This window comes from Jiangella endophytica, assembly GCF_003427025.1.
Lineage (GTDB): Bacteria > Actinomycetota > Actinomycetes > Jiangellales > Jiangellaceae > Jiangella > Jiangella endophytica.
Genome location: NZ_QVAI01000006.1, coordinates 42696 through 68809 on the forward strand (window position 1 = coordinate 42696; position 26114 = coordinate 68809).

Here is a 26114-nt window from a genome sequence, read left to right on the forward strand (position 1 = left end):
AATCGCGCGGTAATCGCTCAGACTCAATCGCTATCGGTCACATCCGGTCAAGGTCGCGTTCGCGTCACGGCCTGTTGACACGGTGTGATGTGGCCGCCACGATGGGTACCCGCATCGACAGATTCTGCGCGAAACGTGCATGAAACGCATACAAACAATCATCGCGGTGAGCGACCTGGAGGGCGGACATGAGACGACTGGTGTCCTTGACGGCAGCGACGATGGCGGCGGGACTCGCGCTCACGGCGTGCGGCTTCGGCGGCGACGACGGCGGCAGCGGTGACGGCGGCTCGGACGGGGGCGGCTCGACCTCCCTCGATCTCTTGGTGCCGCAGTACAGCGACGGCACGACGGCGCTGTGGGACGAGATCATCGCCTCGTTCGAGGAGGCGAACCCCGACATCACCGTGAACCTGGAGGTGCAGTCGTGGGACAACATCAACGACGTCATCCGCACCAAGGTGCAGGCCGGTGAGGCGCCGGACATCCTGAACATCGACGCGTTCAGCGGGTTCGCCAAGGACGACCTGCTCTACCCGGCCGACGAGGTCGTCTCCGAGGACACCTTCGGCGACTTCCAGGAGTCGTTCGTCGACAACGCCTCGCTCGACGGCACCGTCTACGGCCTGCCGATGATCGCGTCGGCGCGGGCCCTGTTCTACAACGAGGACGTGCTCGCCCAGGCCGGCATCACCGAACCGCCGGCCACCTGGGAGGACCTGCTGGCCGCGGGGTCCGCCATCTCCGCGCTGGGCACCGGCGTCTACGGCTACGGCATGCCGCTGGGCAGCGAGGAGGCGCAGGCCGAGACGTCGATCTGGACGTTCGGCGGCGGCGGGTCGTGGACCGACGGCGACGCCATCACCGTCGAGACCCCGGAGAACCTCGCCGCGGTCGAGTTCATGAAGCGGATGATCGACGAGGGCGCCACCCAGCCCGACCCGGGCGCGACCGACCGCACCCCGATGCTCGACGTGTTCATCCAGGGCAGCATCGCGATGGCCGTCGGCCTGCCGCCGACCATCGGGCAGATCGAGGAGCGCAACCCGGCGCTCAACTACGGCATCGCGCCCGTGCCGACGCAGGACGGCTCGCCGGTGACGCTGGGCGTCGCCGACCACCTGATGGCGTTCCGCAACGACGACGACAAGCAGGACGCGATCCGGGCCTTCCTCGACCACTTCTTCAGCACCGAGGTGTACCTGAGCTTCGTCGACACCGAGGGCTTCCTGCCCACCACGAAGTCCGGCGCCGAGGGCACGGCCAACGCGGAGCGGTTCGCCGACTTCCTCGCGCTGCTGCCCGACGCGCAGTTCTACCCGAGCACCAACGAGGCGTGGGCGGCCACACAGGGCGCGCTGCAGAACCTGCTCGGCCAGATCCAGACGCAGGACGCCGTGTCCGTGCTGCAGCAGATCCAGGCCAGCGCCGACAACGCATGACGACCACGGCGACACGCCCCGCGGCCCGGTCGACCGACCGGCCGCGGGGCGGCCGCTCCCGCTGGGCGGCGACCGTCCGGGCCCTGCCGTGGCTCGGACCGACGCTGCTCCTCATGGCCGGCGTGGTGTTCTTCCCGGCCGGCTACATGGCGTGGACGTCGTTCCGCGACCTGAGCCAGTTCGGCGTCGACAACGGCCCGGCCGGCCTGGACAACTACGCCCGGCTGCTGGAGTTCACCGCGCTGCCGCGGGTGCTGCTGAACACCGTCGTGTGGGTGGTCGGCGTGGTGGTGGTGACGGTGCTGCTCTCGCTGGGGCTGGCGCAGTTCCTGGACAAGGCGTTCCCCGGCCGCCGGTTCGTCCGGCTCACCATCATCGTGCCGTGGGCGGCCAGCGTCGTCATGACCACGACCGTCGTCTACTACGGGCTGGACCCGTTCTACGGCATCATCAACGCGTTCCTCGTCGACGTCGGGCTGCTGGACCAGCCGTACGGGTTCACCCGCAACGCGGTGCCGGCGTTCTTCACCGCCATGGGCATCGCAGTGTTCGTGTCGCTGCCGTTCACCACGTACACGCTGCTGGCCGGGCTGCAGACGATCCCCGACGACGTCCGCGAAGCGGCGCAGATGGACGGCGCCGGGCCGTGGGCGACGTACCGGCGGATCATCCTGCCGCTGCTGCGCCCGGCGCTCGCCGTCGCCACGATCATCAACATCATCAACGTGTTCAACTCGCTGCCGATCCTGCAGGTCATCACCGGCTCGATCCCCGGCTACAACGCCGACACCACCACCACGCTGATCTTCAAGTTCATCCGGGCGGACCGGCAGATCGACACCGCCAGCGCGCTGAGCATCGTCAACTTCCTCATCGTGCTCGCCGTGATCCTCGTGTACCTGAAGGTCGTCAAGCCGATGAGGGAGGACTAGCCGTGGCCGCCGCCGTCCGCACCCGAGGCGCCAGGGGCTCCCGTGGCGCCCGCCGGCCGCTGATGGCCGTCGCCGGCGCCCTCATCGCGCTGGTCTTCGTCCTGCCGTACCTGATCATGCTGATCGGGTCGTTCAAGTCGCGCTCGGGGATCCTGCGGGTCCCGCCGACGTACCTCCCCGACGAGTGGCTGCCGTCGAACTACGTCGACATGTGGTCCACGCCCGAGACGCCGCTGCCGTACAACCTGGTGTCGACGATCGTGATCTCGGTCTGCGCGACGCTGCTCGTGCTGGTCGTCGCCGCACCGGCCGCGTACTACACCGCGCGGCACCGGTTCCCCGGGCGGCTGGTGTTCCTGCTGCTCGTGCTGGTCACCCAGATGCTGCAGCCGACGGTGCTGGCCACCGGCCTGTTCCGGCAGTTCGTCACGCTCGGCATCAACGACACCTGGCTGGCGATGATCCTCGTCAACAGCGCGTTCAACCTGTCGTTCGCGGTGTGGATCATGCACAGCTTCTTCGCCGCGATCCCCCGCGAGCTGGACGAGGCCGCCGCTCTCGACGGCGCGTCCAGGCTGCAGATCCTGCGCCGGGTGACACTGCCGCTGGTCTGGCCCGGCGTCGTCACCGCGATCATCTTCACGTTCGTCGCCTGCTGGAACGAGTTCGCCGCCAGCCTGGTCATCCTGACGACGGCCGAGAACCAGCCGCTGTCGGTGGCGTTGACCAAGTTCGTCGGCCAGTACGAGTCGGCCTGGCAGTATGTGTTCGGGGTGTCGATCGTCGGTATCGTGCCGGTGGTCGTGCTCTTCGCGCTGATCGAGAAGAGACTGGTGGCGGGGCTGACCGCCGGGGCGGTCAAGTGAGGGGGACGCCGTCGTGACCGACCAGCCGGCCGGCGAGGCCGGCGCCGACCTGGACGCGCAGGCGCCCGACCGTGCGCGGCGCTGGCGGCAGATGCTCGACCTGCTCGCCGAGCGCGGCCGGCTCAGCGTCACCGAGACCGCGTCGGCGCTGTCCGTGTCGGAGGCGACCGTCCGCCGCGACTTCACCGAGCTGGCCCGGCAGCAGCTGGTCACCCGCACCCACGGCGGCGTCCTCGCCACGGCGGTCGCCTACGACCTGCCGGCCCGCTACCGCGCCTCGTCGGGCAGCGACCCCAAGGAGCGCATCGCCGCGCTCGCCGCCGACCTCGTCGAGCCCGGCATGGTGGTCGGGTTCAACGGCGGCACGACGACGTCAGCGACGGCGCGCCGGCTCGCCGCCCGCATCGAGCACGGCCCGCACTCGGGCGAGCACGCGCTGACCGTCGTCACCAACGCCCTGAACATCGCGACCGAGATGGTGCTGCGCCCGCACGTCCGCACCGTCTCGCTCGGCGGCGTGGCCCGGCCGCAGTCCTACGAGATGACCGGCCCACTGGCCACCCTGGTGCTCAACGAGCTCTGGCTGGACGTCCTCATCCTCGGCATCGACGGGTTGACGGCGTCAGGCGGCGCCTCCTGCCGCCACGTCGGCGAGGCCGGCATCAACGCGCTCATGGTGCAGCGGGCCAGCCGCGTGGTCGTCGCCGGCACCGGCGAGAAGATCGGCCACCGCGCGTTCGCCCGCATCTGCGACGTCGACCAGGTCGACGTGCTGGTCACCGACCCGAGCGCGCCCGAGGACGAGCTGGCCGCGCTGCGCACCGCGGGCGTCGAGGTGCACGTCGTCTGACGCCGCGGCGTGTCTCCCGGGTCAGCAGACGTCGTCGACGTTGACGGCGCCGTCGGCGTCGCTGGGCGTCTCGGTGGCGCCCGGCGTCTCGCCGTCGCCGGTCGGCTCGTCCGTGGGCGCGTCGTCGGCCGGCGGCTCCTCCGTCGGGTCCGTTGCCGGCGGCTCCTCCGTCGGGTCGGCCGCCGGAGGTTCGGTCGCGTCGCCGGTGGGCCCGTCCGAGGTGTCGGGGCTGGGCGGCGGCGTCTCGGCCGGCGGGTCCAGCGACTTCTGGACGAACTCGCGGATGACGTCGTAGTCGGGGTCGTGGTACGTGATGATGTCGTCGGTGAACGGCAGGCTGCGCAGGCCACCGGCGTCCTGGACCTTCAGCGCCAGCTCGGCGAAGTCGGACAGCCGGGACTGGGTGATGTCGGTGGACATGGTGTTCTCGGCCGCCTGCGCGAGTTGCTGGTAGCGGCGCAGCAGCGTCGTCGGGTTGGCCTGCTCGGCGATGGCGCCGATGACGCAGCGCTGACGGCGCATGCGCTCGTAGTCGTCGGAGACCGGGCCGGGACCGCAGCGTGCGCGGGCGAACCAGAGCGCGCGGTAGCCGTCGAGGTGCTGGTTCTCACCCGGCTCGATCCAGCCGGACGGCTCGGTGCAGCGGCCGTACTGCTCCTTGGTCCCGATCGGGATGCGGTACGGCACGTCGATGTCGATGCCGCCGAACGCGTCGACCAGGTACTGGAAGCCGCGCAGGTTGACCAGGACGTAGTAGTGGATGTCGAGCCCGAGCACCTCGCCGACCACCAGCTTCATGGCCTCGGCGCCGGGGTCGGGGATGTCCTTGAAGAAGTCCGGGAACTCGTACGGCACGAACCGGTACATCGAGGAGAGCCAGTAGTAGGCGTCCTCCTCGGAGCCGCGGAAGCCGTCGGGGTAGGCCTCGGCCAGTGGGGTGTCCGGCGGCATCGGCACGTTGAGCAGGTTGCGCGGCAGCGAGAACAGCGCGGTGTCGCCGGTCTCGGTGTTGATGCTGGCGACCATGATCGTGTCGGTGCGGGTCTCCTCGCGGCCCGGGCCGGCGTCGGAACCCAGGATCAGCACGTTGACGCGCTGCTGACCGGCCCACGGGTCGTCGTCGGAGGACTCCGGGACGGTGAGGCTGGGCTGGTCGTCGTCGGCGAAGACGTTGCCGATGAAGTCGCGCTGCGTGTAGGCGTACCGGCTGCCGATGCTGAGCGGGCTGACGACCAGCGAGGCGACCACCACGACGATGAGCGCCGAGAGCAGCCGCTGCGGCCCGCGCAGACCCCGCGGCTGCAGCAGGTAGAGGCTGACCAGCGCGGTGAGCAGCCACACCGCGGCGATGGCGGCGAGGCCCGCGGTGACGAGGTTCAGCGTGTCGATGTCGGTGCCGGCGTCGACCAGGCCGGACAGCCCACTACGCACGACGTAGACGGCGGCGCCCGCGGCAAGCAGGACGAACAGCGCGACGATGGTCCAGCCCAGCTTCTTCCGGCCGGCCGCGATGAGCCCGGCACCGGGAATCAACGCGCCGACGCCGACCTGGCGCAGGAATCGGCGGTACTCGGCCGGGCTGACGCCGTTGCGTCGCCCCCGAGCTCGCCGGCCGACCGTCTCGTCGCTGCTCATCGATGCCGCCCCCGCGCGCGTGCCCCTACGCGGGCTGCCTCCTTACCGGATCGGGACGTGCTGCCGATGGGTCGCGGACATTGTGCCTCACGTGACGAACTCCTACGGAGCCCCCTGCGTTCCCGGCGTGCCCGTCCTGTCCCGGTTCACAGCTTCCGGTTCATGAGTACGGAGTCGCGGTCGTCGCCCGGCGTCACCCGGATCGCGCCGGGAATGCGGCCCACCTCGGCGAAGCCGCACGACTCGTAGAACCGCCCCAGTCCCATGCCGTCGCGGTAGGTGAGGTGCAGGAACTCCAGGCCGTCGGCGCGGGCGAGGCCGGCCAGACCGTCCAGCAGGGCCCGTCCGGCGCCGCGGCCCTGGAACCGCGGGTGCACCTGCAGCCGCAGCACCGTCGCCCAGTGCCGGAACAGCGGCTGGGTGGAGCCGATGACGAAACCGAAGCCGGCCCGCTCGCCGTCGACGCGCAGCACGCCGACGAACCCGGCCCCGGCCGCCACGGCCGCCAGGTGGTCGTCGAGCGCCGGTCGCACGTCGGCGGCGGCGACCGGTGGCAGGAAGCCCACCGCACCGCCCGCGTTCGTCACGTCGACCCAGCAGCTCAGCAGCCACGACCCCAGCTCGTCGCCGATCTCGGCGACCCGCTCGACCGTTTCGCTCACAGGCCGACGGTACGGGACAATGGGGTGGTGAACGACGGACCCCTCATCGTCCAGAGTGACAAGACCCTGCTCCTCGAGGTCGACCACGACCAGGCCGACGACTGCCGCCGCGCCATCGCGCCGTTCGCCGAGCTGGAGCGGGCTCCCGAACACGTGCACACCTATCGTCTGACCCCCCTCGGCCTGTGGAACGCCCGGGCCGCGGGTCACGACGCCGAGCAGGTCGTCGACACCCTGCTCAGCTACTCCCGTTACCCCGTCCCGCACGCCCTGCTGGTCGACGTCGCCGAGACGATGGCCCGGTACGGCCGGCTGCGGCTGGAGAGCCACCCGGTACACGGACTGGTGCTCGTCACCACCGACCGCGCGGTGCTCGAGGAGGTGCTGCGGTCCAAGCGGGTCAGCCCGCTGATGGGCGCACGGCTCGACCCCGACACCGTCGTCGTCCACCCGTCCGAACGAGGCAACCTCAAGCAGGCGCTGGTCAAGCTGGGCTGGCCGGCCGAGGACAGCGCCGGCTACGTCGACGGAGAGGCGCACCCCATCGCGCTGGCCGAGGACGGCTGGACGCTGCGGCCGTACCAGCGCGAGGCCGCCGACGGCTTCTGGCACGGCGGCTCCGGCGTCGTGGTGCTGCCCTGTGGCGCCGGCAAGACGCTGGTCGGCGCGGCCGCCATGGCCAGGGCCGGCGCCACCACGCTGATCCTCGTGACGAACACCGTCGCGGCCCGGCAGTGGCGCGACGAGCTGGTCAAGCGGACCAGCCTCACCGAGGACGAGATCGGCGAGTACTCCGGCGCGAAGAAGGAGATCCGCCCGGTCACCATCGCCACCTACCAGGTGCTCACCACCCGGCGGAAGGGCGTCTACCCGCACCTCGAGCTGCTCGACGCCCGCGACTGGGGCCTCATCGTCTACGACGAGGTGCACCTGCTGCCCGCGCCGATCTTCCGCATGACGGCCAACCTGCAGGCGCGGCGGCGGCTCGGGCTGACGGCCACGCTGGTGCGCGAGGACGGCCGCGAGGACGACGTGTTCACGCTGATCGGCCCGAAGCGCTACGACGCGCCCTGGAAGGAGATCGAGAACCAGGGCTGGATCGCCCCCGCCGACTGCGTCGAGGTCCGCGTCACGCTGTCCGACGGCGAGCGGCTGGCCTACGCGACCGCCGAGCCCGACGAGCGCTACCGGCTGGCGTCGTGCACCGACGCCAAGACCCGCGTCGTCGAGGGCCTGGTGAAGCGGCACGCCGGCGAGCCGACGCTGGTCATCGGCCAGTACATCGAGCAGCTCGACGAGATCGGCGAACGCCTCGGCGCCCCGGTCGTCAAGGGCGAGACGACGGTGCGCGAGCGGCAGCGGCTGTTCGACGCCTTCCGCACCGGCGAGATCCGCACGCTCGTGGTCAGCAAGGTGGCGAACTTCTCCATCGACCTGCCCGAAGCCAGCGTCGCCATCCAGGTCTCCGGCACGTTCGGCTCGCGGCAGGAGGAGGCGCAGCGGCTCGGCCGTATCCTGCGTCCCAAGTCCGACGGCCGCACGGCCCGCTTCTACTCCGTCATCGTCCGCGACACCGTCGACCAGGACTTCGCCCAGCACCGGCAGCGCTTCCTCGCCGAGCAGGGCTACGCCTACCAGATCGCCGACGCCGAGGACGTCCTGCGCGACAGCTGACGCGACCGAGGATTCGGGTGCGAGTTCGCCGTGGGTCGTGGCCGTTGAGGCTGGTGGTGCCGTTGGGGCCCTGGGCAGCGTTGATCATCAACGATCGCGTACCTCACCAGGCGTTCTCCCGCTCTGCGAGGCGTGCATGCCTGGCGGAGTGGGAGAACGCCTGGTGGAGTGGTGTGTGAACCGATGTTCACGGGCGGTGTGGTGCTGCCAGGGCGGCTGAGTGCTGTCTCCTGATCGCCGTTCTCATCACGGCGCACACCGACATCAACGGGGGCCGGGTCAACTGACGGCTCGTGGCGAGGACGACGGCGGCGCGGCCGGGCCAACGGCCGACAGCGGCCACACCGACGGCAGCCACGGCCCCGGGCCACCGCCGCCAGCAGTCGGACCGACGGCCGACCCCGCACCCCCTGCGCCTTTGGAACCTGACGACAGGACCGCTGGAATCCGGGACCACGCCTGCGGAGCCCGAGGCGTGTCCAGACTCGCCCCGTCCCCCTGGTAGCCGCCCGTTCTGAGACCGCGCGGCCGCGGGTCAAGCGGTCCTCGTCGGCGCGAAGCGCCCAAGCAGGTCCGCTTGAGGCGCGGCCTCGCGGCTGAGAAAATGGGCAGCAGGGGGACGGCCAACGGCACGACCCGACGCACGTACGCCCAGCACACGGAACCCGGGCACACGGAACGCCGGCCCACCAGCAGACCAAGCCGACCGGCCGAACCGAGCTGGCCAGGCCACCGACGGAACCGATCGGGCCGACGTCCACCCGCAGCCCGTCACCCCCACCCCACCCACCACCCAGCACCCGTCCCACCCACGGACCGAGCGGACAAGCCTCATGTCGCCCCAGAGGTCTTCCTGGAGTCGCTCACCAGGGGTCGCTGAGAAATTCGGTGGACACCCCAGCGGGCGTTGGCTACGCTCTGATGCCCTTCGCGACCGGACCGGGCCACCGGGCCGTCGGAAACGCCTCATCTTCCGCCGAGCCCGAGGAGGCCGTCCGTGTCCGCCGACCCCGTCCTGCAGTCCGAGCGCGAACATCTGCGCCGCTCCCGCGCCGACCTCGAGGCGATGCGCGAGCACACCCTGTCGCTGACGGCGCAGGGCGGCGACCGCGTCTCCACCGAGTACCTGAAGGCCGCCCTGTACCGGCGGGCGAAGGCGCTGGAGGACGATCCGTCGCTGCCGCTGTTCTTCGGCCGCATCAACCGCGTCGACCCCGGCGATGAGCACGACGGCACGTCCGAGACCTTTCACATCGGCCGGCGGCACGTCATGGACGGCCATGGCGACCCGATGGTGGTCGACTGGCGGGCGGACGTGTCGCGGGCGTTCTATCGGGCCACCCGCGACGACCCGCACGGCGTCACGCTGCGCCGCCGCTACGGGTTCGCCGGCGGCGAGTTGACGTCGTACGAGGACGAGCACCTGCTCGACCCGGGCGAGGCCGACGTCACCAGCCGCATCCTCACCGAGGAGATCGAGCGTCCGCGCGTCGGGCCCATGCGCGACATCGTCGCCACCATCCAGCCGGAACAGGACGAGGTGGTCCGGGCGAGCCTGGACCGGACGGTGTGCGTGCAGGGCGCGCCGGGCACCGGGAAGACCGCCGTCGGGCTGCACCGGGCCGCGTTCCTGCTGCACACCTACCGCGACCGGCTCGCCCGCACCGGCGTGCTGGTCATCGGCCCGAACCAGGCGTTCCTGCACTACATCGCCCAGGTGCTGCCGACGCTCGGCGAGGTCGACGTCCGCCAGGTCACCGTCGCCGAACTGGTCGAGAGCGTCGCCATCAGGAGCACCGACGACCCCGCGACGGCCGGCCTGAAGGGCGACGAGCGCCTGGCGACGGTCCTGCGCAACGCCATCTGGTCACACGTCGCCGAACCCACCGAGACGCTCTACGTCGCCCGCGGCACCCGGCGCTGGCGGGTCCCGGTGCACGAGGTCGCCGACGCCGTCCGGACGCTGCGCGAGCGCGGCGACGGCTACACGACGGCCCGCTCGCTCCTCGGCCAGCGGCTGGCGCACCGGATCCTGCTGCGCATGGAGGCGGCCGGCGAGATCACCGACGACCGCGTCCAGAACGCCGTCGCCCGGTCCCGTCCGGTGAAGGCGTACGTCGACGAGTTGTGGCCCGCGCTGGACCCCGTGAAGCTGGTCATGCGACTGCTCAGTGAGCCCGGTCTGCTCGCGACCGCCGCCGACGGGGTCCTGGACGCCGACGAGCAGCAGCGGCTGCTGTGGCGCAAGCCGGCCCGCGGCCCGAAGACCGCGCCGTGGTCGCACGCCGACGCCGTCCTGGTCGACGAGGCCGCCGCGGCGCTCGCGCGGGCCGCCGGCGTCGGGCACGTCGTGCTGGACGAGGCGCAGGACCTCTCCCCCATGGAGCTGCGCGCCGTCGGCCGGCGCGCCGCCACCGGCTCGCTCACCGTCCTCGGCGACATCGCCCAGGGCACCACGCCGTGGGCGACGCCGTCCTGGCCGGAGGCGCTGCGCCACCTCGCGCAGGACGACGCCCACCTCGAGGTGCTGCGCAAGGGCTACCGCGTCCCCGCGTCCGTCGTCGAGTTCGCCGGGCGGCTGCTGCCGGTCATCGCACCGGGCGTCGCGCCGCCGGAACCGGTCCGGTCCAATCCGGGTCGCCTCGACGTCACGCACGCCGCCGGCGACCTCACCGCGGCCGTCTCCGACGCAGCGCGCGACGTCGCGGCCCGCGAGGGCTCGGTCGGCGTCATCGTCGCCGACGACGCGGTCGCCGGCACCACCGCCGCCCTCGACGCCGCCGGGGTGGCGCACGGAGCCCTCGCCGACGACCAGCGCGTCACCGTCGTCCCGGCCACGCTGGCGAAGGGTCTGGAGTACGACCACGTGATCGTCGTCGAGCCGGCCGCCATCGTCGCCGCCGAGCCGGCCGGGCTGCGCCGCCTCTACGTCGTACTCACCCGCGCGGTGTCGTCGCTCACCGTCGTGCACCGCGACCCGCTTCCCGAAGTACTGACTCACCAGTAGCGTTACGATGCCGATGCCCGCCAAGGGCTACATTCTGTGTATTGTCTGCACGGCGTATGGGGTCATCGGCACCCCCCGAAACATCGCTCGAGCGAGCGACGGCACCTGCCTGGGGAGGGCGCATGGCATCTGACTTCGACCTGGCACAGGCCGGACGCGGTGCCTTGGGAACCCACCGGTGAGCGCCACTCAGGCCAGCGGAGGAACCTCGATCTTGCACGGCGCACACGTTCTGCTCACCGGCGCGACCGGGTTCGTCGGACAGGCACTGCTCGAGAAGCTGCTGTCGAGCTACCCGGACACCAGGGTGAGCCTGATCGTCCGGCCGCGAGGCGCGCTCAGCGCGCAGGATCGCATCGACCGGCTGTTCCGCAAGCCCGTCTTCGGCACCTGGCGCAAGGCCGTCGGTGAGGACGAGGCCGAGCGGCAGTACCGCGAGCGGGTCACGGTCCTCGAGGGCGACCTCGGCGAGCTGCCGCCGCTGCCGACGGACGTCGACGTCGTCATCCACTCCGCGTCCACGGTCTCCTTCGACCTGCCGATCGACGAGGCGTTCGCCTCCAACGTGTCCGGGCCGGAGTCGCTGTACCGCGCGCTGCTCGCCGGCGGCGCCGACCCGCACGTCGTGCACGTCTCCACCGGCTACGTCGCCGGGCTGCGCAAGGGCATCGCCGAGGAGCGCAGCCTCGAGCACGAGGTCGACCGCGTCGCCGAGCTCACCTCCGCCCGGGCCGCCCGGCCGGAGATCGAGCAGCTGTCCCGCAATCCGCGGCTGCTGCGCCGGCTGCTCACGCAGGCTCAGGCCGAGCACGGCCGGGCCGGCGCCCGCGTCGTCACCGACACCGCCGAGCAGGCCCGCCAGGACTGGGTCCGCACCGAGCTGGTCGAGGCCGGCCGCACCCGGGCGCAGAGCCTCGGCTGGCCCGACGTCTACACGTTCACCAAGGCGCTGGGCGAGCGGGTCGCCGAGGACCTCTGGGCCGGTGCCGGCCACCGGCTCACCGTCGTCCGGCCGACCATCATCGAGTCGTCGCTCAAGCACCCGTTCCCGGGCTGGATCGACGGCTTCAAGGTCGCCGACCCGCTGATCGCGGCGTACGGCCGCGGCCTGCTGCCGGAGTTCCCCGCGCTGGCCGACACCGTGCTCGACGTCATCCCGGTCGACTTCGTCGTCAACGCGGCGCTGGCCGCGGCCGCCGCGCCGCCCCCGCCCGGCGAGGCGCAGTACTTCCAGGTCAGCTCCGGCATCACCAACCCGCTGCCGTTCGGCCGGCTGCTCCGGCTGGTCCGCGAGTACTTCGAGACCAACCCGCTCACGGACGCCAAGGGCGGCCATCTCGCCGTCCCGTCGTGGTCGTTCCCGCACCGCGGCGTGGTCGAGCGGGCGCTGCACCGTCGCGAGCGGGTCGTCGACCTCGCCGACAAGGCGGTCGACCGGCTGCCGCCCGGCGAGCGGTCGCGCAAGTGGATCTCCACCATCTACCGGGCCCGGCGCGATCTCGACACCCTGCGCAAGTTCACCTCGCTGTACCAGCCGTACACCGAGACCGAGGTCATCTTCGACGACGCCCGGCTGCGGACGTTGCACGCGTCGCTGCCCGACGACCGCAAGGCCGAGCACGGCTTCGACGTCACCGAGATCGACTGGGCACACTACCTGCAGAAGATCCACATCCCGAGCGTGCCCGGCCTGACGCGCGGCAGCGGCGGCGACGGCGGCAGCGGCGGCTCCGCGCCCCTCGAGCTGCCGCGGCGCACCGACGTCGTCGCCGTCTTCGACCTGCAGAAGACCGTCGCCGCGGCGACACTGGTCGAGCACTACGTGTGGATCGAGCTGGCCGCCAAGCCGCTGTCGCGCTGGCCGGTCGTGCTGAGCAACCTGGTCGCGCTGGGCCCGCGTTACCTGCAGGCCGAGCGGCGCGACCGCGGCGACTTCATCCGCACGTTCATGCGCCGCTACGAGGGCGTCAACGAGAACGAGCTGCGCAAGATCATCGCCGACGAGGTGACGGTCTCGCTGCACCGCGGCCTGTTCGAGGACGCGCTCGAACGCATCAAGGCACACCGCGCGGCCGGGCACCGCACCGTCCTGCTGACGGGCGAGATCGACGTGTTCGTCGAGCCGCTGGCGCCGCTGTTCGACGTCATGGTGGCCGGCAAGATGGAGTCCGACGAGTCCGGCCGCTGGACGGGGCACCTGGCCACGCCGCCGCTGGTCGGCGAGGCACGGGCCGCCTGGCTGCGCCGCTACGCGCGGGCCGAGGGCCTCGACCTCACCGGCTCGTACGCCTACGGCGACAGCTACGCCGACCGGTCCTGGCTCGAGGTCGTCGGCCACCCGAACGCCGTCAACCCCGACGCCAGCCTGTACCGGTACGCCAAGTCCAAGCGCTGGCCGGTGCACAGCTGGACCACCACCGCCGAGGGCCGGTTGTCGCCGGTCCTGCGTAGCGTCCGCGGAGCGCGACGGGCATGACCGGGGCGCTGCTCACCGGCCGGGCCTTGGTCACCGGCGGGACGTCCGGCATCGGTCTCGCGTTCGCCACGGCGCTCGCCGCGCGCGGCTGCGATCTCGTGCTGGTGGCCCGCGACGAGGACCGGCTCAAGCGCACGGCCGACGAGTTGCGCCAGCGCTACGGCGTCGACGTCGAGGTGCTGGCGGCAGACCTCGCCGACCGCGCCCAGGTCGACACCGTCGCCGCCCGGCTGACCGACGCGGACTCCCCCGTCGAGGTGTTCGTCAACAACGCCGGCAAGGGCGTCCACTCACGCCTGGTGACCGACGACACCAGTGAGCACGAGCAGGCCATCGATCTGATGATCACCGCGGTCGTCGTGCTCGGCGCGGCCGCCGCCCGCACCATGCGCGATCGCGGGCACGGCGTCATCGTCAACGTGTCGTCGGTCGCCGGCCTCATCACGATGGGCGGCTACTCGGCGGTGAAGTCGTTCGTCCGCACCTACTCCGAGAGCCTGTCGCTGGAGCTGGCCGGCACAGGCGTGCAGGTCACGGCGCTGCTGCCGGGCTGGGTGCGCACCGAGTTCCACGAACGCGCCGGCATCCGCACCAGCTCGATCCCGTCGTCGCTGTGGCTCGACGCCGACCGCGTGGTGGCCGATTGCCTGGCCGATGTCGAGAAGCGGCGGGTCCGTTCGATACCGTCAGCACGGTTCAAGGTCCTGGCCTGGCTGGCCCAGCACGCCCCACGGGCGGCGGTGCGCAAGGTCACGGCGCGACTGGTGAGCGGACGACGATGAGCGAACTGCCGAGTACGAAGAGGTACCACGCGGCCTGGCACCGCTGGGCCCGGTTCGTGGCGCAGCGCCTGCTCCTGCGGCCGGTGGTGCACCTGACGACGAAGGTGTCGGTGCGCGGCGCCCAGAACCTCGACGGCCTGGACGCCCCGTTCATCGTCGTGGCCAACCACAGCAGCCACCTCGACGCGCCGCTGCTGGTCACCGAACTGCCGCGGCGTTACACCCGCACCATGGCCGTCAACGCCGCCGCCGACTACTTCTACCGCTGGTGGTGGATGAAGGCGACCACGTCGGTGTTCTTCAACACCTACCCGGTCAGCCGCACCAACGCCGACATGGGCAAGGGCCGCGGTCTGGCCAACCGGCTGCTGAGCGAGGACGTCCCCGTCGTCGTGTTCCCGGAGGGCACCCGGCGCAACACCGAGGGCGGCGTCAAGCGGTTCAAGCCGGGCGCGGCCGCGCTGAGCATCGCGCAGGGCGTGCCGTGCGTGCCGGTGGCGATCATCGGCACCCACGACGCCATGCCGGTCGGGCACTTCTGGCCGAAGCCGGGCCGGCCGCCGGTCGCGGTGGTCATCGGCGCGCCGATCCACCCGCTGGCCGGCGAACGGACCCGCGAACTGACCGAACGGCTCGAGGCGAAGGTGGCCGCCATGGCGGCTACCGGCGACCCCGACGCCGAGGGGAAACCGCTGCGCGACGCCGCCTCGCCGGAGCACCCGGCGGAGCAGGCGAGCGACCACGCTCAGAAGGAGGAGGCGTCGTGACCGGTGTCAAGCACCAGAAGTGGTGGGGCTGGGGCGTCGAAGGCATCAGCTTCACCCACGAGGACAAGCCGAAGATGGCTCCGTTCGTCATGGAGAAGGTCGGCATCGACCTCAACGCGCCCGGCACGCCGCCGCCCGCGTTCGACGACCTCAAGGTGCCGGCCTCCCAGCTGGGCGACGATCTCGATGCGAAGCTGCGCGACGCCGTGGGCGAGCAGTACGTCGACACCGACGACCTCAACCGCGTGGTGCACACCTACGGCAAGGGGCTGGTCGACCTCGTCCGGGTGCGCGCCGGCGATCTCCCGCGCGTCCCCGATGTCGTCGTCTACCCGGGCGACGAGGACCAGGTGCGGCAGGTGGTCGACGCCGTGGTCGCGGCCGACGGCGTCCTCATCCCGTTCGGCGGCGGCTCGAACATCTCCGGCTCGCTCACGCCGCAGCCGGCCGAGCAGCGCGTCGTCGTCTCGCTCGACCTCGGCCGGCTGAGCCGGGTGCTCGAGGTCGACGAGGCCGCCGGACTGGCCCGCATCCAGGCCGGAGCGCTCGGCCCGGACCTCGAGGACCAGCTCAACGCCCGCGGCTGGACCATGGGCCACCAGCCCGACAGCTTCAAGCACTCGACGCTGGGCGGCTGGGTGGCGACGCGCAGCTCGGGCATGCAGTCCGACAAGTACGGAGATATCGCCGACATCACCCGCGGCCTGCGGGTCGTGCTGCCGGGCAAGGTCATCGTGCTGCGGCCGCTGCCGAGCACGTCGTCGGGCCCGAGCGTGCGCGAGATGATCCTCGGCTCCGAGGGCCGGCTGGGCGTCATCACCGAGGCCTGGGTCAACGTGCACCGGCTGCCGGAGAACCGCGAGATCATCGCGTACCTGTTCCCGACGTGGGCGGCGGGCATCGCGGCGATGCACGAGATCTCCGAGTCAGACGCGGCGCCGACGGTCACGCGCGTCTCCGACGCCAACGAGACCGCGTTCTCGCTGGCCATGCAGAAGCCGTCGAAGGGGCTGGCCGCGAAGGCCGGGCCGATCCTGTTCAACGTGCTGGAGCGGCGCGGCTGGGACCTCTCCGCGGCCTGCCTGTCCTACATCGGCTACGAGGGCACGGAGTCGCACCTCAAGTACGAGAAGGGCCTCGTCGGCAAGATCGTGAAGAAGCACGGCGGGATCAAGCTGGGCAAGGGCCCGGGCTCGCTGTACGACCAGAAGAAGTTCGACACCCCGTACATCCGCGACTTCCTGCTCGACATCGGCGCGCTCGGCGACGTGTCCGAGACCGCGGCGCCGTGGTCGAAGCTGATGAACCTGTACGCCAACACCATCCGGGCGGCCAACGAGGCCTACGCCGAACTGGGCGTCAAGGGCTTCGTGATGTGCCACCTGTCGCACAGCTACCACTCCGGTGCGTGCCTGTACTTCACCTTCGCGTTCCCGCCCGGCACCGACGTGCCCGCGGAGCAGATCGAGCAGTACTGGGTGGTGAAGAAGGCCATCCAGCAGTCGTTCATCGACAACGAGGCCACCATCTCGCACCACCACGGCGTCGGCACCGACCACGCGCACTGGCTCGAGGACGACATCTCCCCCGCCGGCACCGACGTCATGGCCGGGCTGCTGAAGTCGGTCGACCCCGGCCGCAACCTCAACCCTGGGACGCTGCTGCCAGCTCACCGGGAGTGGTGACGGCGGCCGCCGGCCGCGGCCGCTGGGTGCGCAGCCGGACGACGGCCAGCACCACGGCGAGTGCCGCGGCGGTCACCGTCACGGCGAACGCGGGACGGTGCCCGCCGAGGTCGGCCAGCCGCCCCGCGACGCCGGATCCGACGGCGTAACCGATGCCGGTGGCGCCGGCCAGCAGCGTCATCGCCGCGCCGACGCGCGTGGCCGGCACCTGCCGCTCCGCGGCGGCGAAGACGCTGATCATGTACGGGGCGACGGCCAGGCCGAGCACCAGCACGACGGGCACCAGCGAGGCCAGCGAGCCGGTCAGCAGCAGCGGCGACGACAGCACGACCAGGCCGACGGCGAACACCAGGATCCGCCGGTCGTAGCCGAACCGGGCCGGCAGCGCCGCCGTCGCCAGCCCGGCCAGCACGCTGCCCGCGCCGAGCAGCGCGTGCACCAGACCGGCCAGCCCGGGCGTGCCCGCGGCCGTGGCCAGCGCCGTCGTGCCGGTCTGGGTGGCGCCGAAGATGACGCCGATGAGCAGCTGGGCCAGGCAGAGGGTCAGGAACGCGGCGGTGACGAACGCCTCGCCGTGCGCGGCCGCGGACGCCCGCAGCGCGTGGGTCAGCCGGGCGGTCGGGTGCAGCGCGAACCACGAGCCGAACACCATCAGCAGTGCGGCGGCGGCGAGCAGCGCACCGCTCGGGCTCAGCGCGACCGCACCGAGGCCGACCAGAGCCGGGCCGAGCACGAACGACGCCTCGTCGGCGGCGCCCTCGTAGGAGAACGCGGCGTCGACCAGCCGCGGCTGTGCGTTGCCGGTGCGGTGGGTGATGGGCCGCCAGCGCACCCGGGCCAGCGGGCCGACCTGCGGCATGGTGAACCCGGCGACGGCGGCCGCGCCGACCAGTGCCGGGATGCTCGCGTCGGCGTGCACGGCCGCGACCAGCGCGGCGAGCGCGACACCCGCCGTCAGCGACTGCGCCAGCACGACCGGCCGCTGCCCGACGCGGTCGGCGACTCCGCCGGCCAGCGGGGCGCCGACGGCGTTGGCGACGGCCAGCGCGCCGGCGGCCAGGCCACCGGCGGCGTACCGGCCGGTGGCGTCGGAGACCAGCAGCAGCGTGCCGAGCTGGCTCATGGCAAGGGGCAGCCGCCCGAGGAAGGCGACGACGACGTAACCGAGGCCGGCCAGCGAGAGCAGCCGGCGGTACGAGGCAAGTGGGGACACGACAGGACTCCGGAGGGACGCTTCAGCTGCGCGCCTCCCCACCACCAGGTCGCGCACAAGCCCTGTGCTGCTCGAAGTCTAGCAAATCCACCCCCGCCCCCGTGATCATCAATGATCCAACCACCCAGGAGGGGTTGGATCATTGATGATCATGGGCGCGGGGAGAATGGGCGCATGGAGGAACTCGAGCAGCGCTGGGCCACGCTGGCCGGTGACTCGCCGGCGGCGACGCGGGCCGGTGCCGACCTGCTGGCCCGTTGGAGCGAGGAACACCGTCACTACCACGGCACCGGCCACCTGGCCGCGGTCCTGGACGCCGTCGACGAACTGGCCGGCGCCGCAAGCGACCCCGACGCCGTCCGGTTCGCCGCCTGGTTCCACGACTCCGTCTACGACGGGCGGCCGGGCGACGACGAGGCCGCCAGCGCCCGGCTGGCCCACGACGTGCTGACGGCGCTCGACCGGCCGGCGAGGCAGGTCGACGAGGTCGAGCGGCTGGTGCTGCTGACGGCCGGCCACGACCCGGAGCCGGGCGACGGCAACGGTGCCGTGCTCTGCGACGCCGACCTCGCCGTGCTGGCCGGCACGCCGTCGGAGTACGCGGCGTACGCCTCGGCCGTCCGCGAGGACTACGCGCACGTGTCCGACGCCGACTTCACCGCGGGCCGGTACGCCGTGATCGCCGGACTGCTCGACCGGCCGGCGCTGTACCGCACCGAGGCCGGCCATCGCCGCTGGGAGCTCCCGGCCCGGCACAACCTCGAGACCGAGCTCGTCCTCCTCCGCGCCTCGGCCCCGTGACGTCCTCACGATCACTCGTGACGATCTGACACCACGGCGGACACGGGCACCCGCACCGGAAGGGCAGGTATGGGCAAGGCCGAACAGCAGGAGCAGCTCGACCGCATCGTGCGCCGGTTCGCCGACGTCGCGCCGGCCCGGTGGGCGCGACTGGTCGGCAACTGGGAGGCCTACCCCGGCCCCACCGGCGAGGTCACGCTCAACTACCTCACCCTGGCCGTCGTCGACGGCGGCGCTCGGGGGTCAGTGACGCTTGCGCCGGCGCAGCCCGGCCGCGAGCAGCCGGGCGACGAGGTCGCGGCTGCGCACCGGCACGGCGCCGGCGTCGACGGCGCGCTGGTAGTCCGCGGCCGGCAGGTCGTAGTGGTCACCGTCGAAGCCGCGTGACGGGAGACCGAGCCTCGCCGCGAAGGCGTGCAACTCGTCGAACGACTCGTCCGACGCGAGGTGCGACCAGAGCCGGCCGTGCCCGGCCCAGGCCGGCGGGTCGACCAGGATCGTCATGACGACCCGCCCGCCGCCAGGGGTGACCGGAGTCGCCCCTGCCCGAGCCGGGCCGGCGAGTCCACCAGCGCTGTCACAGGGCCGCCGCCACGGCGTCGTCGATGAGGATGCGCCACGACCGCACCAGCGCTGCGTCGATGTAGGCCTTCCACGAGCCGCCCGGACGGACCCGGCTGCCGACGTGGAACTGGCGGACGCCGGCGCGGGCCAGCCACGGCACGTGGTCGGGCTCGAGGCCGCCGCCGGCCATGATGACGTCGGCCGCCGTCGCCGAGCCGGCCGCTCGGGAGCACAGCTCGTCCAGACCCGAGCCGACGCCGCGGGCGGAGCCGGCGCTGAGCACCGCGTCGAGGCCGGGCAGCCCGGGCACGACCGCCCACGCGTCGTCGAGGTCGAGGCAGTGGTCGATGGCGCGGTGGAACGTCCACGCCCGGCCGTCCAGTTCGTCGGCCAGTGCCAGCGTCGCCTCGACGTCGATCTCGGCGTTGAGGCCGAGGAAGCCGAGCACGAAGCCGTCGGCACCGGCGTTCGCGAGCTGGTGGGCGGCGATGCGCAGCCGGGCCAGCTCCGAGCCGCTGGTCGAGAACCCGTCGTTGGCTCGCAGCATGACGCGCAGCGGCAGGTCGCAGTCGCGTTTGAGGTCGCGGACGGTGTCGAGGGACGGGGTCAGCCCGTCGGCGTCCATATCGGCGACGACCTCGAGGCGGTCGGCGCCGCCCTCGACCGCGCCGGGCACGTCGCCCGGCCCCAGGGCGATGACCTCCAGCAGCGGACGCACGTGGATAGTGTGCCAGCTACGGGCGTCCGGCACCCTTCATGGCACGATCGACATCGTGGTCGACGACGTGATGCTCGTGGCGCGGGCGATGGTCCTGCGCGACCTCGGCGCGCGCCGGCTCGACGTCGCCGCCGCGGTCGACGTTCTGGAGGCCGCACTGACCGAACGCCGTTGGTGGGTGGAGCAGTGGCCCGACGGCGCGGCGTTCGTGGCCGGCCAGCTGGCCCAGGACGTCCAGGATCGTCTGCTCGACGCCGGGGTGGGCCGGTGGCCGATGTGCGAGTCGTGCACCGACGAGGAGCCGCACGAACTGCGGATCGAGCCCGAACTCGGGCCCGATCCGCAGTGGGTGTGTGAGAAGTCCGGCCGGCTGGCCGCGCCGCTCGGGGCGCTCTAGCCTCAGGCCGCCCGGACGTGTCCGGGTCGTGCGTCGTCGGCGGGGACCCAACGCTGCTCCGTCCGCGCGCGGCCGGAGATGTCGGTCACCGTCACCCAGCGGGCCACGAGCGTGGGGCGCTGGACCTGCGTCATCGTCACCATGTCCGCTCCTCCGGCCACTTGTGAGTCAGGTGTTGTTCACCTTCTGTTCACCTAGAGTACCAGGCACGTTCGCCGGAATTCTTCCCGCTTCATTTTGGCCCTCAGTGCCATTATTCTGGAGGGAACGGCACGCAGACGTGCCGACCCGCGAGGTCAGAGGTGACGATGTTCGGCAGGAACAAGTGGTTCGAGACCGTGGCCGAAGCCGAGCGGCGAGCCCGTCGGCAGCTGCCGACGTCGGTGTACGGAGCGCTGGTGGCCGGCTCCGAGAAAGGGCTGACGCTGCGCGACAACCTCGCCGCGTTCACCGAACTCGGGTTCGCGCCGCACGTCGCCGCCACGTCGGACAAGCGCGACCTGTCCACGCAGGTCATGGGGCAGCCCATCGCGCTGCCGGTGATCCTGTCGCCGACCGGCGTGCAGGCCGTGCACCCCGACGGCGAGGTCGCCGTCGCCCGCGCCGGCGCCAACCGCGGCACCGCCATGGGGCTGAGCTCGTTCGCGAGCCGCTCCATCGAGGACGTCGTCGCGGCCAACCCCAAGGCGTTCTTCCAGATCTACTGGCTGGGCAGCCGCGACGAGATCCTGCGCGTCATCGACCGCGCCCGCCGCGCCGGCGCCGCCGGCCTGATCCTCACCCTCGACTGGTCGTTCAGCAACGGCCGCGACTGGGGCAGCCCGTCCATCCCGGAGCGCCTCGACCTCAAGACCATGGCGCGGTTCGCGCCGCAGGTGCTGCCGCACCCGAGTTGGCTGCTGCGCTACCTGCGCGCCGGGAAGCTGCCCGACCTCACGACGCCCAACCTCGAGGACACCGACGGCGTCGCGCCCACCTTCTTCGGCGCCTACGGCCAGTGGATCCAGACGCCGCCGGCCACCTGGGATGACGTCGCCTGGCTGCGCTCGCAGTGGGACGGGCCGTTCATGCTCAAGGGCGTCATGCGGGTCGACGACGCCAAGCGCGCGGTCGACGCCGGGGTCAGCGCCATCTCAGTGTCCAACCACGGCGGCAACAACCTCGACGGCACGCCGGCCGCGGTCCGCTCGCTGCGCTCCGTCGTCGAGGCCGTCGGCTCTCAGATCGACGTCGTCCAGGACGGCGGCATCCGGCGCGGCAGTGACGTCGTGAAGTCGCTGGCACTGGGCGCGAAGGCCGTCATGATCGGCCGGGCGTACCTCTGGGGCCTGGCGGCGAACGGGCAGGCCGGCGTCGAGAACGTCCTCGACATCCTCCACGGCGGCATCGACTCCGCACTGCGCGGGCTCGGCAGGTCCTCCGTCCGCGACCTCACCCCCGAGGACCTCGTCATCCCGCCCGGCTTCCACCGCACGTTCGGCGCCTGACGCCACGCGCCGCGCGTGGCCCGACGTTGATCTTGGAGTTCTTCGGCAATCGCAGGTGATTTGTCCGGTAGATGCCCGAAGAACTCCAAGATCAACTTTGAGAGGTGGGCCGGCGCGGGAGGAGCGGCTGGGCCGTGCGGGCGCGGATCGCGCCGCGCCACACGCCGGTGCCGTAGGCGAGGTCGTCGGCGGTGCTGGCGAGCGTCCAGCGGACCGGATCCAACGACGGGCGCAGCCGCAGCCAGTCGTGGACGGCCGGGGCGGCCAGCAGCGCCGCCAGCGTGACCAGCCGGCGGCGACGGCGCCCGGACATGGCTGCGGCAGCGACCGCGGCCGGCAGCGCCAGCTGGGTGACGGCGCGGCCGGTGCTGGTGAGAGTCGCGACGGTCGCCTCGGCGATCATCGGGGCGGCCGCCGACGACGGGATCGCGTCCCGGCGCAGCCGGACGGCCAGCCGGGCCGTCGCGAGCGCGCCCGCCGCCGTCGCCAGCACCGGCCGGCGGGCGAGGAGCAGGGCCATCACCGCCGCAGGCCAGGGCGCCAGCACCAGCGGGGCCAGGCGGCCGGGGTGGCGGCGGGCCAGCGGGCCGGCCGAGGTGCCGTAGTGGTGGCGGCGCCGCAGCCAGGCCGGCCAGCTCGCCGGCTCGGCATGTGCGACGGTGACCGAGGGGTCGTAGCGGACCCGCCCACCCCCGCCGATCAGCCGCCACACCGCGTCGACGTCCTCGCCGTAGCGCAACGCCTCGTCGAACCCGTCCAGAGCCGAGCGCCGGACCAGCAGTGCCGCCGTCGGCACGTAGGAGATCCGTCCGCCGGGCCGGACCAGCGCCTCGTCCGGGCCCAGGTCCAGCGGCGACCGCGCGGCCGCGAACGCGCCGAGCACCCGCCCGGCGTCAGGTGCGACGACCGGCACGATCCGCGGCGCGACGGCGACGACGGCGGGGTCGGCGAAGTGTCCGGCCAGCCGCCGCAGCCACCCCGGCGACGGGACGCAGTCGCTGTCGACGAACGCCACCACCTCGCCGGACAGAAGTTGATCATGGAGAAATGCTGGTTCCGCGGCCGCTGGATCCTGCGTTTCTCCGTGATCGACTCGGGGAGGGGCGGCAGGCCTGGGGGCGAGGGCGGCGAGGCCGGTGTTGCGGGCGGCGGCGGGCCCGCCGGACTCCGGCCGCCGCAGCAGCCGTGCACCGTGGCGGGCCGCGACCGAGGCCACCGCCGCGGGGTCGGCGGAGCCGTCGTCGACCACCAGGACGTCGGCGCCGGCCAGCGCGCCGAGGCAGCGGTCCAGCGCGGCCGCCCGGTCGCGGACCGGCACGATCACCGTCGCCCCCGCGGCCCGCACGGTGGCCGGCCGCGGATGCGCCACACCGGCGTCGACCAGCCGACGGGCCAGCCGGCCGGTGCGCTCGTCGGTCACGGAGCCGTCCGCACGCAGCCGCGCGAACGCCGCCACCCCGGCCGGCGACAGTCGCAGCGCTCGCCGGGGCGAGCCGCCGAGCAGCACCCGTCCGCCGTCGAGAACGCGGGCGTCGCGGTCCAGCACCACCCCGAACCCGGCGGGCAAGGCAGGAGTCACGGGCGGCTCACCCAGGCGGCCACCGCGGTGACGAGGTCGGCGACCAGGCCCTCGAAGATCGTCCGGCCGGCCTCCGCCGAGGCGCCGGCCGGGTCGCCCAGCACGCCGTTGGGGCTGACCGCCCGGACCCCGCCGGAGCGCAGCGCCGGCAACAGCTCCGCCAGCGGCGCCACCGCGCCGGCCTCGGCCGCGGCCAGCGACACCCGCGACGCGTCGAGGTGCAGCTGCAGCGACGTCTCGACGTAGCCGGCGTGCGCGTCGCCGTCCCAGCGCGGGAACCAGGCCAGGACGTCACGCGACTCAGCCGTCAGCGTGGCCAGTGCCGCCCGGACGGCCGCCAGGTTGCCGCCGTGGCCGGACACCACCAGCAGCCGCGGGAACGTCACCGACGCCGAGCGGCCCAGCTCGACCAGCACGTGGGTCAACGCCTCGGTCCCGATGGACACCGTGCCGGGGAAGTCCTGGTGCTCGCCGCTGGCGCCGTACGGCAGCGGCGGCGCCACCACGACGTCGTCGCGCACCGAGGCCAGCGCGGCGCAGAGCGCGGCCGCGACGTCGGCGTCCGTCGACAGGGGCAGGTGCGGCCCGTGCTGCTCGGTGGACCCGAGCGGCAGTGCGAGGATCGCCTCGCCAGGAACCGACGGCCACCGCAACTCCCCCAACGGCCTCACTGAGCGAACACCTCCCCGAGCGCCGGCGCCACCTCACGATAGCCGCCGATCCGGAACAGCCGCCCGCGGCCGAGCCGGGCGAGGTCACGGCCGAGGTCGGTGTCGTGCTCGCCGGACGTGTCCAGCAGGACGTCCAGGCGGGGCAACCGGGCGGCGAACGGCCGTGGGTCCGGGCCGGCGTTGTGCACACAGTCCGACAGCAGCAGCACCCGGGCGTCGCGGGCCGGTGCGCGGGCCAGCTCGCGCGCGGCCACCTGCAAAGGGAACGCGACGTTGGTGAGGCCCTTGGCGGGGATCCGCACCAACGTGTCGAGCAGCCGCTGCGGCGACACCCGCTCGCCCAGGTGGGCCAGGACGGCGGCGTCGGACCAGAAGGCGATGGCCGCGACGTCGTCCGACGACAGCTCCGCGGCCAACGCGCCCAGCGTCGCGGCCGCCGTCCGCACCCGCTCGCCGCGCATCGACCCGGACACGTCCACCAGCAACGCGACCGAACGCCGCGCCCGCACCCGCTCGCGCACGATGATGTCGTCGTCCTCGGGGACCGGGTGCTCGACCAGGTGCTCCAGGGTCCGGTCCAGGTCGATGTCGTCGGAGCCGCCGCGGTAGCGGACGCTGGCCAGCTCGCCGACGCCGCGCCGGGCGGTCACGTCGCGCCGCGGCCGCGGCACCGCCAGCCGGGCGGCGATCTGCCGGGCCCGGCGCACCACCTCGGGGTCCGGCTCGGCGTCGGCCGGGGCGGCCGCGTGCAGCGTCGCCGCCTCGTCCGTCGTCCCCGGGGCAGCCGAGCCCGGTGGGACCCGGCGCGATCCCGGCGGCCGGAGCCCGCCCGGCGCCACCAGGCTCCCCCCGCCGCCGGACGACGACACGTCGTGCAGCTGCGGGTCGGCGTCGAGCTGTTTCGGCTTCCGGCGCAGCGGCTTCAGCCCGTTCGGCGACGGCGACGAGGCCCGCCGCCGCACCGGCGACGACGCCTCGACCGTCCTTCAACCCGGCGCGGCGGCGGCCGGCTGCAGGATGAAGTGGTCCTCCCAGATCGTCCGCAGCACCCGCTCCGGCGTGGTCTCGACGGTCTCGTCGAGGAAGATCCGCCCGGACAGCGCCACGACCATCGCGTCGAACACGACGTCCGGGTAGCGCGGGTCCGACGTGGACGCGACGCCGGTCAGCCCCAGCAGTGAACCCGCCACCAGCGTGAGGTCGATCGCGCCGCGGACGCTGCTGCCCTGCCGGATGTCCTCGTGCTCGCGGGTCACCCGGGTGACGGCGACGGCGTCGGCGACCAGCCGCTCGTACAGCAGCGGGTCGGCCTCGGGCAGCGGTGCCCGTAACGCGACGATGCCTCGCTCGGCCTCGGCGTCCTGGTAGCCGATCGCCAGCCGGCACAGCCGGTCGTGCACGCTGGTCGACAGCCGGGTCGTGCCGACGTTGTCGAACGGGTTCATCGACGCGATCACCCGGAACGTCGGCTGCGCCGCCACGCGGCCCACCCGGGGCACCGCGATCTCGCGCTCCGCCATCGCCGTGAGCAGCGTGTTGAGCGTGTCCTCCGGCGCCCGGTTGAACTCCTCGACGTAGAGGAAGCCGCCGGCCCGCATGGCCGCCAGCAGCGGGCCGTCGACGAAGTTCTCCGGGCTGTAGTCCTCGCGCAGGACCCGGGCCGGGTTGTGGTGGCCGACCAGCTTCGCCGGGGTGAGGTCGGCGTTGCCCTCGACGAACACCAGCGGGATGCCCCACTCGGCCGTGATCGCGCGCAGCAGCGTGCTCTTGCTGGTGCCGGGCGGGCCTTCCAGGATGATGTCCCGCCCGGCGGCGACGGCGGCCAGGACGAGGTCCAGCTCGCGGTCGCGGCCCACCAGGTGCGTGCGGACCCGGTCGCGGACCTGCGCCAGCACCGTCATGTGAC

23 protein-coding genes are annotated in these 26114 nt (G+C 72.7%); 13 read left to right on the forward strand and 10 right to left on the reverse strand.

Annotated features, from left to right (window positions below):
• Positions 1–188: 188 nt before the first annotated feature.
• The 4 genes from DZA62_RS14110 to DZA62_RS14125 all read left to right on the forward strand — a co-directional run bounded on the left by DZA62_RS14110 (position 189) and on the right by DZA62_RS14125 (position 4090).
• Positions 189–1442 carry an extracellular solute-binding protein gene (locus DZA62_RS14110; protein WP_116949553.1) on the forward strand — a complete coding sequence of 418 codons (1254 nt, stop codon included), beginning with the start codon at positions 189–191 and terminating at the stop codon, positions 1440–1442.
• A complete protein-coding gene (locus DZA62_RS14115; RefSeq protein WP_116949554.1) occupies positions 1439–2374 on the forward strand; it encodes a carbohydrate ABC transporter permease in 936 nt (311 codons plus the stop codon). The genes DZA62_RS14110 and DZA62_RS14115 overlap by 4 nt, the downstream gene beginning before the upstream one ends.
• A gap of 62 nt (positions 2375–2436) precedes the next feature.
• Positions 2437–3240 carry a carbohydrate ABC transporter permease gene (locus DZA62_RS14120; protein WP_116949822.1) on the forward strand — a complete coding sequence of 268 codons (804 nt, stop codon included), beginning with the start codon at positions 2437–2439 and terminating at the stop codon, positions 3238–3240.
• Positions 3241–3253: 13 nt separating this feature from the next.
• Positions 3254–4090 (forward strand): DeoR/GlpR family DNA-binding transcription regulator, encoded by an 837-nt coding sequence (locus DZA62_RS14125; protein WP_232827439.1) that lies wholly within the window; start codon positions 3254–3256, stop codon positions 4088–4090.
• Positions 4091–4111: 21 nt separating this feature from the next.
• Here DZA62_RS14125 and DZA62_RS14130 read toward each other — a convergent pair whose 3' ends face one another.
• The gene (locus tag DZA62_RS14130) at positions 4112–5725 is read right to left on the reverse strand and encodes an LCP family protein (protein ID WP_116949555.1); all 1614 of its coding nucleotides are present in this window, start codon (positions 5723–5725) and stop codon (positions 4112–4114) included.
• Between the two features lie 146 nt (positions 5726–5871).
• Positions 5872–6387: a GNAT family N-acetyltransferase gene (locus tag DZA62_RS14135; RefSeq protein ID WP_198663756.1), complete on the reverse strand. Its 516-nt coding sequence runs from the start codon at positions 6385–6387 to the stop codon at positions 5872–5874.
• Positions 6388–6414: 27 nt separating this feature from the next.
• Between DZA62_RS14135 and DZA62_RS14140 the strand changes: the two genes are divergently transcribed.
• From DZA62_RS14140 to DZA62_RS14165, 6 genes are all read left to right on the forward strand, one after another.
• The gene (locus DZA62_RS14140) at positions 6415–8061 is read left to right on the forward strand and encodes a DNA repair helicase XPB (RefSeq protein ID WP_116949825.1); all 1647 of its coding nucleotides are present in this window, start codon (positions 6415–6417) and stop codon (positions 8059–8061) included.
• A gap of 997 nt (positions 8062–9058) precedes the next feature.
• Entirely contained in the window at positions 9059–11068 is a 2010-nt protein-coding gene (locus DZA62_RS14145; RefSeq protein WP_232827442.1) for a HelD family protein, read from the forward strand.
• A gap of 178 nt (positions 11069–11246) precedes the next feature.
• Positions 11247–13544, forward strand: coding sequence for an HAD-IB family hydrolase (locus tag DZA62_RS14150; RefSeq protein WP_198663757.1), 2298 nt, complete (start codon positions 11247–11249; stop codon positions 13542–13544).
• On the forward strand, positions 13541–14326 hold the full coding sequence (locus DZA62_RS14155; RefSeq protein ID WP_116949556.1) for an SDR family NAD(P)-dependent oxidoreductase: 786 nt from the start codon (positions 13541–13543) through the stop codon (positions 14324–14326). The genes DZA62_RS14150 and DZA62_RS14155 overlap by 4 nt, the downstream gene beginning before the upstream one ends.
• A complete protein-coding gene (locus DZA62_RS14160) occupies positions 14323–15093 on the forward strand; it encodes a lysophospholipid acyltransferase family protein (protein WP_116949557.1) in 771 nt (256 codons plus the stop codon). The genes DZA62_RS14155 and DZA62_RS14160 overlap by 4 nt, the downstream gene beginning before the upstream one ends.
• Complete coding sequence (locus DZA62_RS14165; RefSeq protein ID WP_198663758.1) at positions 15090–16778, forward strand: FAD-binding oxidoreductase; 1689 nt, start codon at positions 15090–15092, stop codon at positions 16776–16778. Before DZA62_RS14160 ends, DZA62_RS14165 begins: the two co-directional genes overlap by 4 nt.
• Here the strand turns inward: DZA62_RS14165 and DZA62_RS14170 are convergent.
• Positions 16738–17991, reverse strand: coding sequence for an MFS transporter (locus tag DZA62_RS14170; protein ID WP_116949558.1), 1254 nt, complete (start codon positions 17989–17991; stop codon positions 16738–16740). The genes DZA62_RS14165 and DZA62_RS14170 overlap by 41 nt on opposite strands.
• Before the next feature lie 174 nt (positions 17992–18165).
• On the opposite strand from DZA62_RS14170, the gene DZA62_RS14175 reads away from it, so the two are divergent.
• The gene (locus tag DZA62_RS14175) at positions 18166–18792 is read left to right on the forward strand and encodes an HD domain-containing protein (protein ID WP_116949559.1); all 627 of its coding nucleotides are present in this window, start codon (positions 18166–18168) and stop codon (positions 18790–18792) included.
• 243 nt (positions 18793–19035) lie between these two features.
• Here DZA62_RS14175 and DZA62_RS14180 read toward each other — a convergent pair whose 3' ends face one another.
• Positions 19036–19296 (reverse strand): DUF4031 domain-containing protein, encoded by a 261-nt coding sequence (locus DZA62_RS14180; protein WP_116949560.1) that lies wholly within the window; start codon positions 19294–19296, stop codon positions 19036–19038.
• A gap of 73 nt (positions 19297–19369) precedes the next feature.
• Positions 19370–20074 carry a copper homeostasis protein CutC gene (locus tag DZA62_RS14185; RefSeq protein ID WP_116949829.1) on the reverse strand — a complete coding sequence of 235 codons (705 nt, stop codon included), beginning with the start codon at positions 20072–20074 and terminating at the stop codon, positions 19370–19372.
• A 70-nt stretch (positions 20075–20144) separates the two neighbouring features.
• Here DZA62_RS14185 and DZA62_RS14190 point away from each other — a divergent pair, with 70 nt between their 5' ends.
• Positions 20145–20471 (forward strand): hypothetical protein, encoded by a 327-nt coding sequence (locus tag DZA62_RS14190; RefSeq protein ID WP_116949830.1) that lies wholly within the window; start codon positions 20145–20147, stop codon positions 20469–20471.
• 2 nt (positions 20472–20473) lie between these two features.
• Here the strand turns inward: DZA62_RS14190 and DZA62_RS35735 are convergent, their stop codons facing one another.
• A complete protein-coding gene (locus DZA62_RS35735) occupies positions 20474–20614 on the reverse strand; it encodes a hypothetical protein (RefSeq protein ID WP_157987677.1) in 141 nt (46 codons plus the stop codon).
• A gap of 165 nt (positions 20615–20779) precedes the next feature.
• Between DZA62_RS35735 and mftD the strand changes: the two genes are divergently transcribed.
• Positions 20780–21958 carry a pre-mycofactocin synthase MftD gene (mftD, locus tag DZA62_RS14195; RefSeq protein WP_116949831.1) on the forward strand — a complete coding sequence of 393 codons (1179 nt, stop codon included), beginning with the start codon at positions 20780–20782 and terminating at the stop codon, positions 21956–21958.
• A 91-nt stretch (positions 21959–22049) separates the two neighbouring features.
• Here mftD and mftF read toward each other — a convergent pair whose 3' ends face one another.
• The 4 genes from mftF to DZA62_RS14215 are packed head-to-tail and all read right to left on the reverse strand — an operon-like array spanning position 22050 to position 26109.
• Complete coding sequence (gene mftF, locus DZA62_RS14200; RefSeq protein WP_116949561.1) at positions 22050–23537, reverse strand: mycofactocin biosynthesis glycosyltransferase MftF; 1488 nt, start codon at positions 23535–23537, stop codon at positions 22050–22052.
• A complete protein-coding gene (gene mftE / locus DZA62_RS14205) occupies positions 23534–24208 on the reverse strand; it encodes a mycofactocin biosynthesis peptidyl-dipeptidase MftE (protein WP_116949562.1) in 675 nt (224 codons plus the stop codon). The genes mftF and mftE overlap by 4 nt, the downstream gene beginning before the upstream one ends.
• Positions 24205–25170, reverse strand: coding sequence for a vWA domain-containing protein (locus DZA62_RS14210; protein WP_198663759.1), 966 nt, complete (start codon positions 25168–25170; stop codon positions 24205–24207). Before DZA62_RS14210 ends, mftE begins: the two co-directional genes overlap by 4 nt.
• Before the next feature lie 24 nt (positions 25171–25194).
• Positions 25195–26109: an AAA family ATPase gene (locus tag DZA62_RS14215; protein WP_116949563.1), complete on the reverse strand. Its 915-nt coding sequence runs from the start codon at positions 26107–26109 to the stop codon at positions 25195–25197.
• Between the last annotated feature and the right edge of the window lie 5 nt (positions 26110–26114).

Coding starts and splice junctions, on each gene's coding strand:
- DZA62_RS14110 (WP_116949553.1), top strand. CDS start 189: ATGAGACGACTGGTGTCCTTGACGGCAGCGACGATGGCGGCGGGACTC.
- DZA62_RS14115 (WP_116949554.1), top strand. CDS start 1,439: ATGACGACCACGGCGACACGCCCCGCGGCCCGGTCGACCGACCGGCCG.
- DZA62_RS14120 (WP_116949822.1), top strand. CDS start 2,437: ATGGCCGTCGCCGGCGCCCTCATCGCGCTGGTCTTCGTCCTGCCGTAC.
- DZA62_RS14130 (WP_116949555.1), bottom strand. CDS start 5,725: ATGAGCAGCGACGAGACGGTCGGCCGGCGAGCTCGGGGGCGACGCAAC.
- DZA62_RS14155 (WP_116949556.1), top strand. CDS start 13,541: ATGACCGGGGCGCTGCTCACCGGCCGGGCCTTGGTCACCGGCGGGACG.
- DZA62_RS14160 (WP_116949557.1), top strand. CDS start 14,323: ATGAGCGAACTGCCGAGTACGAAGAGGTACCACGCGGCCTGGCACCGC.
- DZA62_RS14175 (WP_116949559.1), top strand. CDS start 18,166: ATGGAGGAACTCGAGCAGCGCTGGGCCACGCTGGCCGGTGACTCGCCG.
- DZA62_RS14180 (WP_116949560.1), bottom strand. CDS start 19,296: ATGACGATCCTGGTCGACCCGCCGGCCTGGGCCGGGCACGGCCGGCTC.
- DZA62_RS14190 (WP_116949830.1), top strand. CDS start 20,145: ATGCTCGTGGCGCGGGCGATGGTCCTGCGCGACCTCGGCGCGCGCCGG.
- DZA62_RS35735 (WP_157987677.1), bottom strand. CDS start 20,614: ATGGTGACGATGACGCAGGTCCAGCGCCCCACGCTCGTGGCCCGCTGG.
- mftD (WP_116949831.1), top strand. CDS start 20,780: ATGTTCGGCAGGAACAAGTGGTTCGAGACCGTGGCCGAAGCCGAGCGG.
- DZA62_RS14215 (WP_116949563.1), bottom strand. CDS start 26,109: ATGACGGTGCTGGCGCAGGTCCGCGACCGGGTCCGCACGCACCTGGTG.